24 protein-coding genes are annotated in these 16,022 nt (G+C 68.0%); all 24 read right to left on the reverse strand.

All coding sequences use genetic code 11. The annotated features are described in order from the left end of the window. Positions 1–91: 91 nt before the first annotated feature. The 24 genes from rplO to AAT21_RS25390 all read right to left on the reverse strand — a co-directional run bounded on the left by rplO (position 92) and on the right by AAT21_RS25390 (position 15,999). Entirely contained in the window at positions 92–547 is a 456-nt protein-coding gene (rplO, locus tag AAT21_RS25275) for a 50S ribosomal protein L15 (protein WP_008739693.1), read from the reverse strand. Positions 548–549: 2 nt separating this feature from the next. Then, positions 550–732 carry a 50S ribosomal protein L30 gene (rpmD, locus tag AAT21_RS25280; RefSeq protein WP_005313525.1) on the reverse strand — a complete coding sequence of 61 codons (183 nt, stop codon included), beginning with the start codon at positions 730–732 and terminating at the stop codon, positions 550–552. After that, a complete protein-coding gene (gene rpsE / locus AAT21_RS25285) occupies positions 732–1,334 on the reverse strand; it encodes a 30S ribosomal protein S5 (protein ID WP_046779243.1) in 603 nt (200 codons plus the stop codon). The genes rpmD and rpsE overlap by 1 nt, the downstream gene beginning before the upstream one ends. Positions 1,335–1,379: 45 nt before the next feature. Continuing rightward, positions 1,380–1,763 (reverse strand): 50S ribosomal protein L18, encoded by a 384-nt coding sequence (gene rplR / locus AAT21_RS25290; protein WP_030026334.1) that lies wholly within the window; start codon positions 1,761–1,763, stop codon positions 1,380–1,382. Positions 1,764–1,765: 2 nt separating this feature from the next. Further along, positions 1,766–2,305 (reverse strand): 50S ribosomal protein L6, encoded by a 540-nt coding sequence (rplF, locus tag AAT21_RS25295; protein WP_030773832.1) that lies wholly within the window; start codon positions 2,303–2,305, stop codon positions 1,766–1,768. A gap of 20 nt (positions 2,306–2,325) precedes the next feature. Then, positions 2,326–2,724 carry a 30S ribosomal protein S8 gene (gene rpsH / locus AAT21_RS25300; RefSeq protein WP_007265911.1) on the reverse strand — a complete coding sequence of 133 codons (399 nt, stop codon included), beginning with the start codon at positions 2,722–2,724 and terminating at the stop codon, positions 2,326–2,328. A gap of 221 nt (positions 2,725–2,945) precedes the next feature. Continuing rightward, positions 2,946–3,131, reverse strand: a complete 186-nt coding sequence (locus AAT21_RS25305; RefSeq protein ID WP_003956452.1) for a type Z 30S ribosomal protein S14 — start codon at positions 3,129–3,131, stop codon at positions 2,946–2,948. Positions 3,132–3,136: 5 nt separating this feature from the next. Further along, positions 3,137–3,688 (reverse strand): 50S ribosomal protein L5, encoded by a 552-nt coding sequence (gene rplE / locus AAT21_RS25310; RefSeq protein ID WP_030026331.1) that lies wholly within the window; start codon positions 3,686–3,688, stop codon positions 3,137–3,139. Continuing rightward, positions 3,688–3,999 (reverse strand): 50S ribosomal protein L24, encoded by a 312-nt coding sequence (gene rplX, locus AAT21_RS25315; protein ID WP_030026329.1) that lies wholly within the window; start codon positions 3,997–3,999, stop codon positions 3,688–3,690. Before rplX ends, rplE begins: the two co-directional genes overlap by 1 nt. 2 nt (positions 4,000–4,001) lie before the next feature. Then, positions 4,002–4,370, reverse strand: coding sequence for a 50S ribosomal protein L14 (gene rplN, locus AAT21_RS25320; RefSeq protein WP_003956455.1), 369 nt, complete (start codon positions 4,368–4,370; stop codon positions 4,002–4,004). A 122-nt stretch (positions 4,371–4,492) separates the two neighbouring features. Beyond that, entirely contained in the window at positions 4,493–4,774 is a 282-nt protein-coding gene (gene rpsQ, locus AAT21_RS25325) for a 30S ribosomal protein S17 (RefSeq protein ID WP_030008467.1), read from the reverse strand. Further along, a complete protein-coding gene (rpmC, locus tag AAT21_RS25330) occupies positions 4,774–4,998 on the reverse strand; it encodes a 50S ribosomal protein L29 (protein WP_007265907.1) in 225 nt (74 codons plus the stop codon). Before rpmC ends, rpsQ begins: the two co-directional genes overlap by 1 nt. Further along, complete coding sequence (rplP, locus tag AAT21_RS25335; RefSeq protein WP_030653642.1) at positions 4,998–5,417, reverse strand: 50S ribosomal protein L16; 420 nt, start codon at positions 5,415–5,417, stop codon at positions 4,998–5,000. The genes rpmC and rplP overlap by 1 nt, the downstream gene beginning before the upstream one ends. A 5-nt stretch (positions 5,418–5,422) precedes the next feature. Continuing rightward, the gene (rpsC, locus tag AAT21_RS25340; RefSeq protein WP_007265905.1) at positions 5,423–6,262 is read right to left on the reverse strand and encodes a 30S ribosomal protein S3; all 840 of its coding nucleotides are present in this window, start codon (positions 6,260–6,262) and stop codon (positions 5,423–5,425) included. Continuing rightward, positions 6,262–6,609, reverse strand: a complete 348-nt coding sequence (gene rplV, locus AAT21_RS25345) for a 50S ribosomal protein L22 (RefSeq protein WP_007265904.1) — start codon at positions 6,607–6,609, stop codon at positions 6,262–6,264. Before rplV ends, rpsC begins: the two co-directional genes overlap by 1 nt. Positions 6,610–6,652: 43 nt before the next feature. Next, positions 6,653–6,934 carry a 30S ribosomal protein S19 gene (rpsS, locus tag AAT21_RS25350; RefSeq protein ID WP_007265903.1) on the reverse strand — a complete coding sequence of 94 codons (282 nt, stop codon included), beginning with the start codon at positions 6,932–6,934 and terminating at the stop codon, positions 6,653–6,655. A 12-nt stretch (positions 6,935–6,946) separates the two neighbouring features. Further along, positions 6,947–7,783 carry a 50S ribosomal protein L2 gene (rplB, locus tag AAT21_RS25355; protein ID WP_030026325.1) on the reverse strand — a complete coding sequence of 279 codons (837 nt, stop codon included), beginning with the start codon at positions 7,781–7,783 and terminating at the stop codon, positions 6,947–6,949. A 39-nt stretch (positions 7,784–7,822) separates the two neighbouring features. Continuing rightward, entirely contained in the window at positions 7,823–8,146 is a 324-nt protein-coding gene (gene rplW, locus AAT21_RS25360; RefSeq protein ID WP_007265901.1) for a 50S ribosomal protein L23, read from the reverse strand. Next, positions 8,146–8,796: a 50S ribosomal protein L4 gene (gene rplD / locus AAT21_RS25365; protein ID WP_030653638.1), complete on the reverse strand. Its 651-nt coding sequence runs from the start codon at positions 8,794–8,796 to the stop codon at positions 8,146–8,148. The genes rplW and rplD overlap by 1 nt, the downstream gene beginning before the upstream one ends. A 5-nt stretch (positions 8,797–8,801) precedes the next feature. Next, complete coding sequence (rplC, locus tag AAT21_RS25370) at positions 8,802–9,446, reverse strand: 50S ribosomal protein L3 (protein WP_007265899.1); 645 nt, start codon at positions 9,444–9,446, stop codon at positions 8,802–8,804. A gap of 14 nt (positions 9,447–9,460) precedes the next feature. After that, positions 9,461–9,769, reverse strand: a complete 309-nt coding sequence (rpsJ, locus tag AAT21_RS25375) for a 30S ribosomal protein S10 (RefSeq protein ID WP_003948644.1) — start codon at positions 9,767–9,769, stop codon at positions 9,461–9,463. Between the two features lie 468 nt (positions 9,770–10,237). Further along, complete coding sequence (locus AAT21_RS25380; RefSeq protein WP_046779244.1) at positions 10,238–11,347, reverse strand: hypothetical protein; 1,110 nt, start codon at positions 11,345–11,347, stop codon at positions 10,238–10,240. Between the two features lie 100 nt (positions 11,348–11,447). Then, the gene (locus AAT21_RS34710) at positions 11,448–14,051 is read right to left on the reverse strand and encodes a peptidoglycan recognition protein family protein (RefSeq protein ID WP_052757984.1); all 2,604 of its coding nucleotides are present in this window, start codon (positions 14,049–14,051) and stop codon (positions 11,448–11,450) included. Positions 14,052–14,190: 139 nt separating this feature from the next. Then, positions 14,191–15,999 carry a chromate transporter gene (locus AAT21_RS25390; protein WP_157879782.1) on the reverse strand — a complete coding sequence of 603 codons (1,809 nt, stop codon included), beginning with the start codon at positions 15,997–15,999 and terminating at the stop codon, positions 14,191–14,193. Positions 16,000–16,022: the final 23 nt, after the last annotated feature.

A 16,022-nucleotide genomic window follows, 5' to 3' on the forward strand; every position in this document is an offset into this window, starting at 1 on the left:
AGTGTGCCCCCCGTGGAACGACCAACCGGGGATGCCCCATATGTGAGGCATCCCCGGTCGGGTTTTGAGCTATTCAGCCACTGAAATCGTCTTAGACGAGCTCGGTGACGGTGCCGCCGGCAGCGGCAATCTTCTCCTTGGCGGAGGCGGAAACGGCGTCAACCGAAACCTGCAGCGCCACGGAGAGCTCGCCCTGGCCCAGGACCTTGACGAGGCTGTTCTTGCGAACCGCGCCCTTGGCGACCAGGTCGGCCACCGTGACTTCTCCACCCTCGGGGTAGAGAGCACCGAGCTTGTCCAGGTTGACGACCTGGAACTCGGTGCGGAACGGGTTCTTGAAGCCCTTGAGCTTCGGCAGGCGCATGTGGAGGGGCATCTGCCCACCCTCGAAGCGCTGCGGGATCTGGTAACGGGCCTTCTGGCCCTTCGTACCACGACCGGCCGTCTTACCCTTCGACGCCTCACCACGACCGACACGGGTCTTCGCGGTCTTGGCACCGGGGGCGGGACGGAGGTTGTGGGCCTTCAGCGGGCTGTTCTCAGCCATGATTAGTCAACCTCCTCAACCGTCACGAGGTGGCGGACGGTGTGCACCATTCCGCGGAACTCGGGGCGGTCCTCCTTGACGACGACGTCGTTCAGGCGCTTGAGCCCGAGCGAACGCAGCGTGTCGCGGTGGTTCTGCTTGCTGCCGATGTACGACTTCGTCTGCGTGATCTTGAGGCGGGCCATCAGACACCCGCCCCGGCACGTGCACGAAGGAGAGCCGCGGGGGCGACGTCCTCGAGCGGCAGACCACGGCGAGCCGCGATCTCCTCGGGACGCTGCAGGCCCTTGAGGGCCGCCACGGTCGCGTGCACGATGTTGATCGCGTTGTCGGAGCCGAGCGACTTCGACAGGATGTCGTGAACGCCGGCGCACTCCAGAACGGCGCGCACCGGGCCACCGGCGATAACACCGGTACCGGGGGAAGCAGGCTTCAGCAGGACAACGCCGGCCGCCTTCTCGCCCTGGATCGGGTGCGGGATGGTGCCCTGGATGCGGGGAACCTTGAAGAAGTTCTTCTTGGCTTCCTCGACGCCCTTGGCGATGGCCGCGGGAACTTCCTTGGCCTTGCCGTAACCGACACCTACGGTGCCGTCACCGTCACCCACCACGACGAGCGCGGTGAAGCTGAAGCGACGACCACCCTTGACAACCTTGGCGACACGGTTGATCGCGACAACGCGCTCAACGTAAGCGGTCTTCTCGGCGGCAGCGCCACCGTCGCGACCCTTCCGGTCCCGCCGCTCGCCGCCACCGGCACCGCTTCCGCGGCGCTGGGGTCCAGCCATTGGATTACCTCTCTCTGTTACGTCCGTGAGTCCCGGAACCGGGGCTTAGAACTTCAGCCCGGCTTCGCGGGCGGCGTCAGCCAGAGCGGCAATGCGCCCGGCGTATCGGTTGCCACCGCGGTCAAAGACGACGGTCTCGACACCCGCGGCCTTGGCACGCTCGGCGACGAGCGCGCCGACGGCCTGGGCCTGGGCGCTCTTGTCGCCTTCGCCACCGCGGATCGAAGCGTCCAGGGTCGACGCCGACGCCAGGGTGTGGCCCTGGAGGTCGTCGATGACCTGAGCAACGATGTTGCGGTTGGAACGCGTCACGACGAGGCGCGGACGCTCCGCCGTACCCGAGACGTTCTTGCGGATGCGGATGTGGCGGCGAGCCTTGGCAGCGCGCTTGTACGCGTCGCCCTTGGCGATCTTCACACCGTATGCCATGGCTACTTACCAGCCTTTCCGACCTTGCGGCGGATGACCTCGCCGGCGTACTTGACACCCTTGGCCTTGTACGGGTCGGGCTTCCGCAGCTTGCGGATGTTGGCGGCGACCTCGCCGACCTTCTGCTTGTCGATGCCCTCGACCGAGAACTTGGTCGGCGACTCGACCTTGAAGGAGATGCCCTCGGGCGCCTCCACCAGGATCGGGTGGCTGTAGCCGAGCTGGAACTCCAGGTCGGAGCCCTTCGCGGCCACGCGGTAACCGACACCGCTGATCTCGAGAGCCTTGACGTATCCCGTGGTCACACCGGTGATCATGTTCGCCACCAGCGTGCGGGACAGGCCGTGCAGGGCCTTGTTCTGACGCTCGTCGTTCGGACGGGTGACGTTCAGAACGCCGTCCTCGTCCTTGACAACTGCGATGGGCGCCTTAACGGTGTGCGCGAGGGAACCCTTGGGGCCCTTCACGTTGACCGTCTGGCCATCGATGGTGACGTCCACACCGGCGGGAACCTGGATGGGGAGCTTGCCGATTCGCGACATTGCTTTTCCTCCGTTCCCGACTACCAGACGTAGGCGAGGACTTCCCCACCTACGCCCTTCTTGCCTGCCTGCTGGCCGGTCAGGAGACCGTGGGACGTGGAGATGATCGCCACGCCCAGGCCGCCGAGGACCTTCGGCAGGTTGGTGGACTTCGCGTACACGCGCAGACCGGGCTTCGAGATCCGCTTGATGCCCGCGATGGAGCGCTCACGGTTCGGCCCGAACTTCAGCTCGAGGACGAGGTTCTTGCCGACCTCGGCGTCCTCGACCTTCCAGCCGGTGATGAAACCCTCCTGCTTGAGGATCTCCGCGATGTGCGACTTGATCTTGCTGTGCGGCATCACGACGGTGTCGTGGTACGCCGAGTTAGCGTTACGCAGACGCGTGAGCATGTCTGCGATGGGGTCAGTCATGGTCATGAAGTGGCCTTCGGCCTCTCTCGCCGGGGTTTCCTGTATGCGCCATCCCTCTCCCCACTCAGTGGCGGGACGGGTGCGGCACGGGGACCTACGGCGTAGTAAGTCGATAGGGCGGCGGACGCCCAACCACACAAGCCTAAGGCATGCGCGGCTGGGCACCCACCGTCCAGATGCTTACCGAGAGTGCCTGGAAACGCCCAAGTCCTTGCGGACGAGGGTGATTACCAGGAGCTCTTGGTCACGCCCGGCAGCTCGCCACGGTGAGCCATCTCACGGAGGCACACGCGGCAGAGGCCGAACTTGCGGTACACGGAGTGGGGGCGACCGCAGCGCTGGCAGCGGGTGTACGCACGCACACCGAACTTGGGCTTACGGGCAGCCTTCGCGATGAGAGCCTTCTTCGCCATCTCGCTTACGCCTCCTTGAAGGGGAAGCCGAGGTGACGAAGGAGCGCGCGGCCCTCAGCGTCGTTGGTCGCCGTGGTGACCACGGTGATGTCCATACCCCGGGTACGGTCGATCTTGTCCTGGTCGATCTCGTGGAACATGACCTGCTCCGTGAGACCGAAGGTGTAGTTGCCACGGCCGTCGAACTGCTTCGGCGACAGACCACGGAAGTCACGGATACGCGGCAGCGCGAGCGACAGCGTACGGTCCAGGAACTCCCACATACGGTCACCACGGAGGGTGACGTGGCAGCCGATCGGCTGACCCTCGCGCAGCTTGAACTGCGCGATGGACTTGCGGGCCTTCGTGACGGCCGGCTTCTGACCGGTGATCGTCGTCAGGTCGCGGATGGCACCGTCGATCAGCTTCGAGTCACGGGCGGCGTCGCCGACACCCATGTTCACGACGATCTTGACGAGGCCGGGGATCTGCATGACGTTCTCGTAGGAGAACTCCTCACGCAGCTTGCCCGCGATCTCCTCGCGGTACTTCGTCTTCAGACGCGGAGTGGTAGCCATCAGATGTCCTCACCCGTGCGCTTGGCAACGCGGATCTTGTTGCCCTCGTCGTCGAAGCGGTAACCGACGCGGGTGACGACCTTCTTGCCGTCCTTCTCCACGACCAGCTGGACGTTGGACACGTGGACCGGAGCCTCGGTGATCACGATGCCACCGGCCTGGTTCTGGCCGGCCTTGGTGTGCTTCTTGACCCGGTTGACACCCTCGACCAGGACGCGGTTCTCGGCGGGGAAGGCGACGATGACCTTGCCCTGCTTGCCCTTGTCCTTACCGGTGATGACCTGTACCAGGTCGCCCTTCTTGATCTTCATGCTTACAGCACCTCCGGCGCGAGCGAGATGATCTTCATGAACTTCTTCTCGCGCAGCTCACGGCCGACGGGGCCGAAGATACGGGTGCCGCGAGGGTCGCCGTCGTTCTTCAGAATGACGGCGGCGTTCTCGTCGAAGCGGATGTACGAGCCGTCCTGGCGGCGGCGCTCCTTGACGGTGCGAACGATGACCGCCTTGACGACGTCACCCTTCTTCACGTTGCCACCGGGGATCGCGTCCTTGACGGTGGCGACGATGACGTCACCGATGCCCGCGTAGCGGCGACCGGAGCCACCGAGAACACGGATGCAAAGGATCTCCTTGGCACCAGTGTTGTCGGCGACACGCAGTCGCGACTCCTGCTGGATCACGTCTATCTCCTGTTTGTCTGCCGGTTCCCGGCCGGGGCTGCACTACGACGAGCGAGCCCCGGCCGAGCCTGGCGGAACGAACCTGAGGGGCCCCTGAACTTTTTGCTCAGGGCCTCAGGTGCTTACTTGGCCTTCTCGAGGATCTCGACGATGCGCCAGCGCTTGCTCGCCGACAGCGGACGCGTCTCCATGATGAGGACGCGGTCGCCGACGCCGGCAGCGTTCTGCTCGTCGTGAGCCTTGAGCTTGTTCGTACGGCGGATGACCTTGCCGTACAGCGCGTGCTTGACGCGGTCCTCGACGGCGACGACGACGGTCTTGTCCATCTTGTCGCTGACGACCAGACCCTCACGGGTCTTGCGGAAGCCGCGCTCGGTCTTCTCAGTCACGTTGTTCTCGCTCATCAGGCGTTCTCCACCGTCTCGATACCGAGCTCACGCTCGTGCATCAGGGTGTAGATGCGAGCGATGTCCTTACGGACGGACTTGAGCCGGCCGTTGTTCTCCAGCTGGCCGGTGGCCGCCTGGAAACGGAGCTTGAACAGCTCCTCCTTGGCCTCGCGCAGCTTGGCAACGAGCTCCTCGTTGCCGAGCTCGCGGAGCTCGGACGCCTTGGTTCCCGTCGCCATCACGACTCACCTGCCTCGCGCTTGACGATCCGGCACTTCATCGGCAGCTTGTGGGCCGCACGAGTGAGGGCCTCACGCGCAATCTTTTCGTTCGGGTAGGACAGCTCGAACATGACCCGGCCCGGGTGCACGTTCGCGATCCACCACTCCGGGGAACCCTTACCGGAACCCATGCGGGTCTCGGCAGGCTTCTTCGTCAGCGGACGGTCCGGGTAGATGTTGATCCAGACCTTGCCGCCACGCTTGATGTGGCGGGTCATCGCGATACGAGCCGCCTCGATCTGGCGGTTCGTCACGTAGGCGGGGGTGAGCGCCTGGATGCCGTACTCGCCGAACGAGACCTCAGTACCGCCCTTGGCCATACCGCGGCGCTTCGGGTGGTGCTGCTTGCGGTGCTTGACCCTACGAGGGATCAGCATGTCGGTCAGGCCTCCGTTCCGGTGCTCTCGGCCGGAGCGGCGGCGGGAGCGTCGGCCTTGGGGGCCTCGGCACCAGCAGCCTGCTGCGGCTTGCGGCCACCACGGCCGCCGCGCTCGCCACCACGGCCACCACGGCCGGCGGGACGGTCGCCAGCGCCGGCACCACGGGCCGGGCGGTTACCCGCACGGGCCGCAGCGTTCTCGGCGCGAACCTCGGCGATGTTCTTGACGTCGCCCTTGTAGATCCAGACCTTCACGCCGATCCGGCCGAAGGTGGTCTTGGCCTCGAAGAAGCCGTAGTCCACGTTCGCGCGCAGCGTGTGCAGCGGCACACGACCCTCGCGGTAGAACTCGGAGCGGGACATCTCGGCGCCGCCGAGACGGCCGCCACACTGGATCTTGATGCCCTTGGCGCCGGCCTTCATCGTGCCCTGCATGCTCTTGCGCATGGCACGACGGAAGGAGACGCGGGAGGAGAGCTGCTCGGCAACGGCCTGGGCAACCAGCTGAGCGTCGAGCTCGGGGTTCTTGACCTCGAGGATGTTCAGCTGGACCTGCTTGCCCGTGAGCTTCTCGAGGTCACCGCGGATGCGGTCGGCCTCGGCGCCACGGCGGCCGATGACGATGCCCGGACGAGCGGTGTGGATGTCCACACGCACGCGGTCACGGGTGCGCTCGATCTCAACCTTCGAGATGCCGGCGCGCTCCATGCCGGACGTCATCATCCGACGGATGGCGACGTCTTCCTTGACGTAGTCCTTGTACAGCTTGTCGGCGTACCAACGGGACTTGAAGTCCGTGGTGATGCCGAGTCGGAACCCGTGCGGGTTTACCTTCTGGCCCATTACCGGGAACCTTCCTTGCTGCTGACGACCACGGTGATGTGGCTGGTCCGCTTGCGGATCCGGTAGGCACGGCCCTGGGCACGCGGACGGAACCGCTTCAGGGTCGGGCCCTCGTCCACGTACGCCTCGCTGATGACCAGCGTGGAGGCGTCCGGGTGGTTGTAGTTGTGCGCGGCGTTGGCGATGGCGCTGTCCAGCACCTTGCCGACCGGCACGCTCGCGGCCTGCGGGGCGAAACGCAGGACCGCCTGAGCCTCCGTGGCATCCATGCCACGGATAAGGTCCACCACGCGGCGGGCCTTCATGGGCGTGACGCGGATGTACCGCGCCTGGGCCCTGGCTTCCATGGTTGTCCCTTCGGTGTAAGTCATAGTCGTAACCACCCCGCCTTTAGCGGCGCTTCGACTTCCGGTCGTCCTTGACGTGGCCGCGGAAGGTGCGAGTCGGCGAGAACTCGCCGAGCTTGTGGCCGACCATCGACTCGGTGACGAACACCGGGACGTGGGTCTTGCCGTTGTGCACCGCGATGGTGTGACCCAGCATGCTGGGGATGATCATCGAGCGACGGGACCAGGTCTTGATGACGTTCTTGGTGCCGGCTTCGTTCTGGGCGTCCACCTTCTTTACGAGGTGGTCGTCGACGAAGGGCCCCTTCTTGAGACTGCGCGGCATCTAAACCCGCTCCTAGCGCTTCTTGTTCGTCTTGCGGCGGCGGACGATGTACTTGTTCGAAGCCTTCTTCGGCGAACGAGTACGACCCTCCTTCTGACCCCACGGGGAGACCGGGTGGCGACCACCACTGGTCTTGCCCTCACCACCACCGTGCGGGTGGTCAACCGGGTTCATCGCGACACCGCGGACGGACGGGCGGACGCCCTTCCAGCGCATGCGGCCGGCCTTGCCCCAGTTGATGTTCGACTGCTCGGCGTTGCCGACCTCGCCGACCGTGGCGCGGCAGCGCGCGTCGACGAGACGGATCTCACCGGACGGCATACGAAGGTGGGCCATCACGCCCTCCTTCGCCAGCAGCTGCACGGAGGCACCAGCGGAACGCGCGAACTTGGCGCCGCCACCGGGGCGGAGCTCGATCGCGTGGATCGTGGTACCGACCGGGATGTTGCGGAGCGCGAGGTTGTTGCCCGGCTTGATGTCGGCCGTGGGGCCGTTCTCGATCCGGTCACCCTGCTGCAGACCGCGCGGCGCGATGATGTAGCGCTTCTCGCCGTCGGCGTAGTGCAGCAGCGCGATGCGCGCGGTGCGGTTGGGGTCGTACTCGATGTGCGCGACCTTGGCCGGCACGCCGTCCTTGTCGTGACGACGGAAGTCGATCACGCGGTAGGCGCGCTTGTGTCCACCACCCTGGTGGCGAACGGTCACACGACCGGTGTTGTTACGGCCGCCCTTGCTGTGCAGCGGGCGGACCAGCGACTTCTCCGGCGTGGACCGCGTGATCTCGACAAAGTCGGCGACGCTGGAGCCACGACGGCCCGGGGTCGTCGGCTTGTACTTGCGGATACCCATTTCTCAGTCCTCGTCCGATTCCGGACGACTAGACCTCCGTTAGGAGGCCTGGCCGCCGAAGATGTCGATACGGTTGCCCTCGGCAAGGGTCACGATGGCGCGCTTGGTGTTGGCGCGCTTGCCGAAACCGGTCTTGGTGCGCTTGCGCTTACCCTGACGGTTGATCGTGTTGACCCCGGTGACCTTGACCGAGAAGACCGCCTCGACGGCCTGCTTGATCTGGGTCTTGTTGGCGCCGGGCGCGACGATGAACGTGTACTTGTTCTCGTCCAGCAGCGCGTAGCTCTTCTCCGAGACGACCGGCTTGATCAGCAGGTCGCGCGGGTCGGTGAAGGTCTTGCTGGTAACGGTCGCCTCAGACATCAGGCGTCGCTCCCTTCGGTCTCATCGGCCTTGGGGCCAGACACGAAGGACTCGAGCGCGGCCTGGGTGAAGACCACGTCGTCAGAGACGATCACGTCGTACGTGTTCAGCTGGCCCGGCTCCAGGATGTGAACCTGGGGCAGGTTGCGGGCGGACAGCCACGCGGCCTCGTCGGCACGCTCGACGACCAGGAGCAGGTTCTTGCGCTCCGAGATCTTGCCGAACAGCGTCTTGGCGGCCTTCGTGGAGACGGCACCCTCGACCACGCCGGTGACGACGTGGATGCGGGAGTGACGCGCACGGTCCGAGAGGGCACCGCGGAGGGCGGCGACCTTCATCTTCTTGGGGGTCCGCTGCGAGTAGTCACGCGGCTGCGGGCCGTGGACGACGCCACCGCCGGCGAACTGCGGAGCGCGGGTCGAACCCTGACGGGCGCGGCCGGTGCCCTTCTGGCGGTAAGGCTTCTTGCCACCACCACGGACTTCGCCGCGGGTCTTGGTCTTGTGCGTGCCCTGACGGGCAGCGGCCAGCTGCGCGACGACGACCTGGTGGATCAGCGGAACGCTGGTCTTCGCGTCGAAGATCTCCGCGGGGAGCTCGACGGTACCGGCCTTGTCGCCTGCCGGCGAAAGGATGTCAATGGTGCTCATTAACCTCAAGCCCCCTTGGCCGCGGTACGGACCAGGACGAGGCCGCCGTTCGGACCGGGGACTGCGCCCTTGATGAGGAGCAGACCCTTCTCCGCGTCTACCGCGTGGATGGTCAGGTTCTGGGTGGTGACGCGCTCGTTACCCATGCGACCGGCCATGCGCATGCCCTTGAAGACACGCCCAGGGGTGGCGCAGCCACCGATCGAACCGGGGGAGCGGTGCTTGCGCTGCACACCGTGACCGGCGCCGAGGCCCCGGAAGTTGTGCCGCTTCATGACACCGGCGAAGCCCTTGCCCTTGCTGTTGCCCGTGACGTCAACCTTGACGCCGGACTCGAACACCTCAGCAGTGATCTCCTGGCCGAGCGTGTACTCGCTGGCGTCGGAGGTGCGGAGCTCCACCAGGTGGCGGCGGGGGGTCACGTCGGCCTTGGCGAAGTGGCCCTTGAGGGGCTTGTTCACCTTGCGCGGGTCGATCTCGCCGAAGGCGATCTGGACCGACTCGTAGCCGTCGATGTCGTTCGTACGGACCTGGGTAACGACGCAGGGTCCGGCCTTGACCACGGTCACCGGGACGACACGGTTGTTCTCGTCCCAGACCTGGGTCATGCCGAGCTTCTCGCCCAGGACGCCCTTGATCTGCTTTGCCATCTTCTCGACGCCTCTCAGAGCTTGATCTCGATGTCGACGCCGGCCGGAAGGTCCAGGCGCATCAGCGAGTCAACGGTCTTGGGCGTCGGGTCGAGGATGTCGATCAGGCGCTTGTGCGTGCGCATCTCGAAGTGCTCGCGCGAGTCCTTGTACTTGTGCGGCGACTTGATGACGCAGTACACGTTCTTCTCAGTGGGCAGCGGCACCGGGCCCGCGACCGACGCACCAGTGCGGGTCACCGTCTCGACGATCTTCTTCGCCGAGGAGTCGATGACCTCGTGGTCGTAGGCCTTGAGCCGGATGCGGATCTTCTGTCCCGCCATGGCTACTCCGTAGTCCTGTCTCTGTGTGGAAACGCTCTGGCTCCCGGTCGGCTGCGGGACGGGGTCCCGCGGCCTCTCCTCCGACCCACGCGGTCGGGCGTGTCGCACTCCCTCCACAGAAAATTCCCATACGGAAATTCCCTCGTCCAAGGGGGTGCGGTCCCATGACCGCGATTCGGGGGAGAAACACCCACCGAGTGCCTGGTGGGCACCGTGCTGACACTTCCCAGAAGATTCCCGTACGTCCGTCCCCATTGCTGCCCCGAGAGGCAGATTAAGGACGACGAGTACTGTGGGACTCGCTTCCGGTCCTCCCGGCGGGAGGCGCGCAGCATCGGCACTCAGCCGAGCAACTTGAGTAGTCTGCCATACGAGACACGTACCTGGCCAATCGGGCCGAAGAGAATACCCCGCCACGCTGAGTGGTCAAACCGCGCCGCACCCTTCGCGGGGCGGGGCCTCCCCCGGTCAGGAGCGGGTCACCGTCCCGCACGCCTTCTCGCCCTTGATCTCCCTGCTGCGGTCGTACGGGTCCATCGCCGGCCCGGTGGGCTGCGGGCCCGCGGCCGGGTCCGCCGTGAACTGCGGGTGGAGGAATCCGTCGGCCGCCTCGCACTCCACGTTCGACCACTCCGAGTGGTACGCGCGCAGCTGGAGACGGCCCCGGGTGGTCTCCCAGCGGGCCGGGTCGAGCAGGGCGAAGGTGGTCTGCCGCCGGACGATGGTGCGCTGCACGTCCGAGCCCCCGGTCGCCGGCGTCACGGGGTGGACGAAGGTGTAGTCCGCCACCACGAGCAGCTCGCCGGGCTCCCCCTGCTCCGCGCGCATGCTGCCGCGCACCTTGACGACGTCGCCGACCGGCTTGACCCGGGCCGGGTCGAAGCGGGTGAAGAGCAGGACGGGCGTGTCCTCGGCGGTGGGCGCCTTCAGGTACTGCTCCACGTCCTTCATCAGGTCGGGCTGGCGGGGGTCGAGGAGGGCGATCGCGGAGGCGGGCCGCTCCCCCCGCAGGGTCGCCGGGTCCAGGTTGGACGCGACCAGGAACTGCCGGGCCTTCCCCAGCGCGTCCGCGACCGTCTCGGCGGACATCCCGGCCACGGGCGTCGCCGCGGGGAGCTCGATGCCGGCGGCGCCGTCCGCCCACTGCAGGGCCGGGGAGCCGCGGAAGGGCTCCTGCAGGGTGGGCCGGTCGGGCGGCAGCGACGGGGGCGCGGCGGTCGGGCGTACGGACTCCGCGGGCAGCGGGGCCGCCTTCGCGGCGTCCTCGCGGGCCTCGGTCCTGCCGGTGATCCGGTCGATCACCAGCTCGGGCCGCACGGCGATCAGCGCGAGCGCCGCGATGGCCACGACGGCCGCGGCGGCCTTCAGCCGGGTCGCCCGCCGGCGGTCGCGCGGCGCGGGTCCGGTGCGCCAGCCGGGCGGCTCCTGGCCCTGTGTGGAGCACAGTCGCGCGGTGACCATCCGCGCCCGTGCGGACGGCTCCCTCGGCGCGTCCCGCGCCCCCTGCGCGGCCTGCTCCGCGAACCGGGCCCACTCCTCGTCGGAGATGCCGGGTGTGCCGTTGTCGTTGTTCCCCATGTCTGTCCTCCCCTTGGTCCCCTGTGTTCCCCGCGTATGCGTGAGGGGCTCCGCACCGGGTGGTGCGGAGCCCCTCAGCTGCGCAAAGACGTTTCTTCCGTCAGCGGAAGTACCCGGTGATGTCCGCGATGAGGTCCACGGAGCCCGAGTTGTTGTAGAAGCTGACCTTGCCGTCCACCACGGGCACGACCACCAGGTTGGGGATGGTGAGGCCGGGGGTGAAGTTCAGGTTCGAGGCGCTCGTACGGGTCGTGCCGCTGGGGAAGACCGACACGAAGCTGGCCTCGGTCGGGTTCGTCGCGGTCACGTTCAGCACCACGGCCTTGATCCCGGTGGCCGGGACGCCGCCGACGCCCGCCACGGGCAGGGTGACGACGCCGCCGCCGGTGACCGGTCCCTTGCGGACGCCGGTGCCGGTGCGGGTGTCCATCAGGCGCTTCGGGCCGAAGTTGGCGTGCGTGGCACCCGTGTCGCTGTCCGAGAAGTAGCCGGTGATGTCCGCGATCAGGTCGACGGTCCCCTGGTTGTTGAAGAAGCTGACCTTGCCGTCCACGACGGGCACGACCACCAGGTTGGGGATGGTCTGGCCCGGGGTGAAGTTCAGGTTCGACGCGCTGGAGCGGGTCGTGCCGCTCGGGTACACCGACACGAAGCTCGGCTGCGTCGGGTTGGTCGCCGTCACGTTCAGCACGACGGCCTTGACGCCGGTGGCCGGGATCCCGTCGACGCCCGCCACGGGCAGGGTGACCACGCCGCCGGCGGCGACCGGGGCGGCCGGGACGCCGGTGCCGTTGCGGGTGTCCATCAGGCGCTTCGGGCCGAAGTTGGTCTGCGTGGCGCCGTCGGCGGTCGAGGTGAAGTAGCCGGTGATGTCCGCGATCAGGTCGACGGTCCCCTGGTTGTTGTAGAAGCTGACGCTCCCGTTGACGACCGGCACGACCACCAGGTTGGGGATCGTCTTCCCCGGCGTGAAGTTCAGGTTCGACGCGCTGGAGCGGGTCGTGCCGCTCGGGTACACCGACACGAAGCTCGGCTGCGTCGGGTTCGTCGCCGTCACGTTCAGCACCACCGCGGTGGGCGTGCCGCCGGTCGCGGCGGCCACCGGCAGGGTGACCACTTCGCCGCTGCCGACCGGGCCCTTGCGGACGCCGAGCCCCTCACGGGTGTCCATCAGGCGCTTCGGGGAGAGCGGGACGAACTTGGCGCCCTTGACCTCGGCCTCGACGGTGACCGGCAGGCTCGTGGAGACCTTGCCGTTCGCGGCGGTCGCCCGGACCCGGACCTCGTGCTTGCCGTCGGTCACGACCGCGGTCGCCTTGCGGGCGGCGCCGTCGGTGACCGCGGTGGCCTCGCCGTCCACGAGCAGTTCGAACTTGGCCAGTCGGCCGGTGGCCGTGCTGGTGGTCCAGTCGACCGTGAGGGCGGCGCCGCTCGGAAGGGTGGCGCCCGGCGTGGCCGTCGCCCCGTTCACGGAGGCGATCTTCAGCTGGGCGGCGGGGCCCGTCTGGCGGAGCGCTTCGAGCTGCGGGTAGAGCGAGTTGCCCGGGCACTGGGTGTTGAAGCCGTCGCGGTGACCCGAGAGCGACTTGAACTCGTACTGCTGGCCGGCGGTGAAGCTCTTGCCGGAGAAGTTCGTCTGGGTGGCGCCCGCGGTCAGCGTGGCGGTGCCGTTCATGTCGCCGTCGTACTGGCCCAGCTTGTACGCCGTGACCTTGGATATGCCGTCGAGCGCGGCGGCCGAGGCGCCGGCGCTCGTGTAGTCGCCGAGGACGGAGACGCTCGTCGACTCGGCGTTCCAGCCGTAGGTGTGGGCGCCCTGGACGGGCTGGTCCACACCACCCTGGCGGCCCTCGAAGACCGTTCCGCACTTGTCGACGAGGAAGTTGTAGCCGAGGTCGCGCCAGCCGTTGCCCTTGACGTGGTAGACGTGCAGGCTGCGGACGATCGCCGCGGACTCGGAGCACTCGTACGGCGTGGTGGCCGCGGTGTGGTGGACGAAGACCGCCTTGATCTTCCCGCCGGGCAGGTAGACCGGGCCCTCGTTGTTCAGGGACTCGTCGGCGCCCCACTGCACGCGCGAGACCACGTCCGGCCGCGGGGCGGTCGATTCCGGTCCCGGCGTCGTCGGCGAGGGGTCCACGGCGGGGAGGGCGAAGGCGGCCGGGGCCAGGCCCAGGTCGCTCTTCTTCTTCGCCTTCGCGGCGCCGGCACCCGGGTCCACCAGGTTCAGCTCCATGCCGGCGGGCAGCGTGCCGTTGCCGGTCACCCGTACCTCGGCGCCGTCGGACGGGCCGACCCAGACGGGTTCGGTGGCACCGCGCAGGCCCGGGCGCTTGCCGTCGAGGCCGGACTCGGCCTGCTCCAGCACGACCCACTTCGACCACTTGCCGCTGTCGGCGTCGCGGGTGCGGGCCTCGATCCTGCCCTTCACCTCGGCCTCGGGGTCGGCCCAGGAGACGCCGAGGAGCCCGAACGGCTCGGTGTCCTGCTGGGAGAGGACGGCCTCTCCCCTGCCCTTGGGCTTGAGGGCGAGCTTGTGCAGCTCTCCCGTGACCGGGCCCTTCTCGCGGGCACGGGCGCTGTAGGGCGACACCTCGCCCTCGCCGGAATCGCCCGTGCCGCTTGCGACGCCCTGGATGCCCAGGACCGCGACGACGCCGAGCGCGGCGGCCAGAGCCGTTCCGCGCGCACGACCTATCTTCAAGTTGTCCCCAACCCCTGTAAGGATCCTGCCAGGTTGACAGCACTGGCCGACCGGATCCTACTGGCCGCCGTGACGGCCGATCAGAGCGGGACGGGGGCTACGCACGTGATGCGCGTCGCAGTCGGGTCGTACGCGAGTGCTATTCCACCGACTTGTCCTTGAATGGCGCCTTCCGGCCGCAGATCGCGGGCCAGTCCTTCGCCACGATGTTCGCGCACCAGATCTCGCCGTCGTCCTCGAACTGCTTCCACAGCTTGACCTGAAGGTCCTCGCAGTCCTTGTTCGGCGCGAAGCGCGGGCACGTGCCGTTCGGCAGCTTGATGTTGTGCGCGCGCCAGGCGTCGAGGCCCATCAGGTCGGTGTCCTCGTGCGTCGGCATGTACCGGTTGACCGACCAGGAGGCGCCCATGGTGGCGAACAGCGCGACCGCGCACACCATGCCCGCCGAGAGCTGACGGATCGTCCGCCGCGGGATGACCCGCGCCGAGGGCGCGGCGGAGGCCGGCCGCAGGGTCCGCTCCGTCCAGCCCGAGCCGCGCTGGACCGCCGCCATCACCCCGAGGACGGCCAGGATCATCAGCGCGTACATGATGATCCAGGTGGTCCGCGGGAAGAGCTGGACCGCCTTGTCCTGCGCCATGTGCGAGGCGAACCAGAAGCGGGCCAGCCAGGCACCCGCGAGGACCGCCGCGGCGGTACGGACCATGACGTTGCGCAGGCCCAGGCCCACGCCCAGGCCCACGCCCAGGATCAGCAGCAGCGCGAAGCCGGTCTGGCCCGCCATCTCGCCCGAGACCGGCCACTGGTTGTACTTGATGTAGCCCGTCCGGTCCGAGATCCAGCCCAGGACGTAGCCGGGGTCCGCGTACACACCGAGGTAGGCGTACCGGTCCGGGGTCTGCGAGCCCAGCCGTGCCATCTGGTAGAGCAGCGGGGCGCCGATGACGCCGGCCGTGACCAGCACGGACCCGACGTACAGCGCCGCCCGCTTCACCGCGGGGGCGCCGGCCCGCCACGGGAAGAGGAAGAAGAAGAGCACGAAGGCGCCGGGCGCGGCCCAGACGAACCAGCCCGAGTACCAGAGGAAGAGCCCGCCGAAGACCGCGCCGAGGCCCGCGCCCCGCAGCACCAGGGACTTCGGGGTGCGGCCGGCCGACCGGCGCAGCTCGCGGAAGAGGTACCCGAGAAGCGGCAGCAGCACGATCATCACGACGTGGCTGTACGGGCGGACCGGGTCGAGGAAGAGCACGGCCGCCGGGACCGCGATCAGCAGCGCCCAGAAAGGACGGAGCAGCAGGCGCCACGACAGGTACGCCATCGGACCGACCAGGGCGCTGCAGACGATCTGGAGGTCGTGCAGGGCGAAGCCCGAGCTGCCGAGTCCGTCGTAGCGGACCTTGGCCCACAGCGCGATCACAGCCGGGAACGCGGGCGGGTAGATGCCGGACATGCCCTCGCCCGACAGGAACGAGTTGGCCATCTCCACCAGGACGCTCGGGTCGCCCTCCTGGCCGCCGAGCGGGTGCGGGGTGCCGCGCAGCGCGACGACGATCCCGCCGGCCACCACGCCGGTGGCCAGCCCGGCCAGGGCCCCGCAGACCAGCCGCTTGACGAGCGCGTGCCGCCGGACCGAGCCTCGGTAGGCCGTGTAGAGCAGCAGTCCGAGCAGCGGGAGTCCGAGTACGGCCACGTACAGCTGGAGCCTGGCGAGCCCGCTGACCTGGCCGATACGGTTCATCGGGTTGACGCCGATGTGCCGGCTCAGCAGCGTGAAGCCGAGGGCCGCCACCACGCTGACGACCACCTCGGCCAGGATCTGCACCCACCGACGCGACAGCCACCCCCCGCTCCGCGAAGGGGAGGGGCGGCTCTCGCTCTGCGCCGGTTCGCCAGGACGCTGGGCCGGGGCGCCGGCGTCGCCGACCGCCTCGGGGGCCAGGTGTGTCATCTCGGTCCGTTTCGTGGTGGGCG

This window comes from Streptomyces yangpuensis (genome assembly GCF_001005295.1).
Taxonomy (GTDB): domain Bacteria; phylum Actinomycetota; class Actinomycetes; order Streptomycetales; family Streptomycetaceae; genus Streptomyces; species Streptomyces yangpuensis.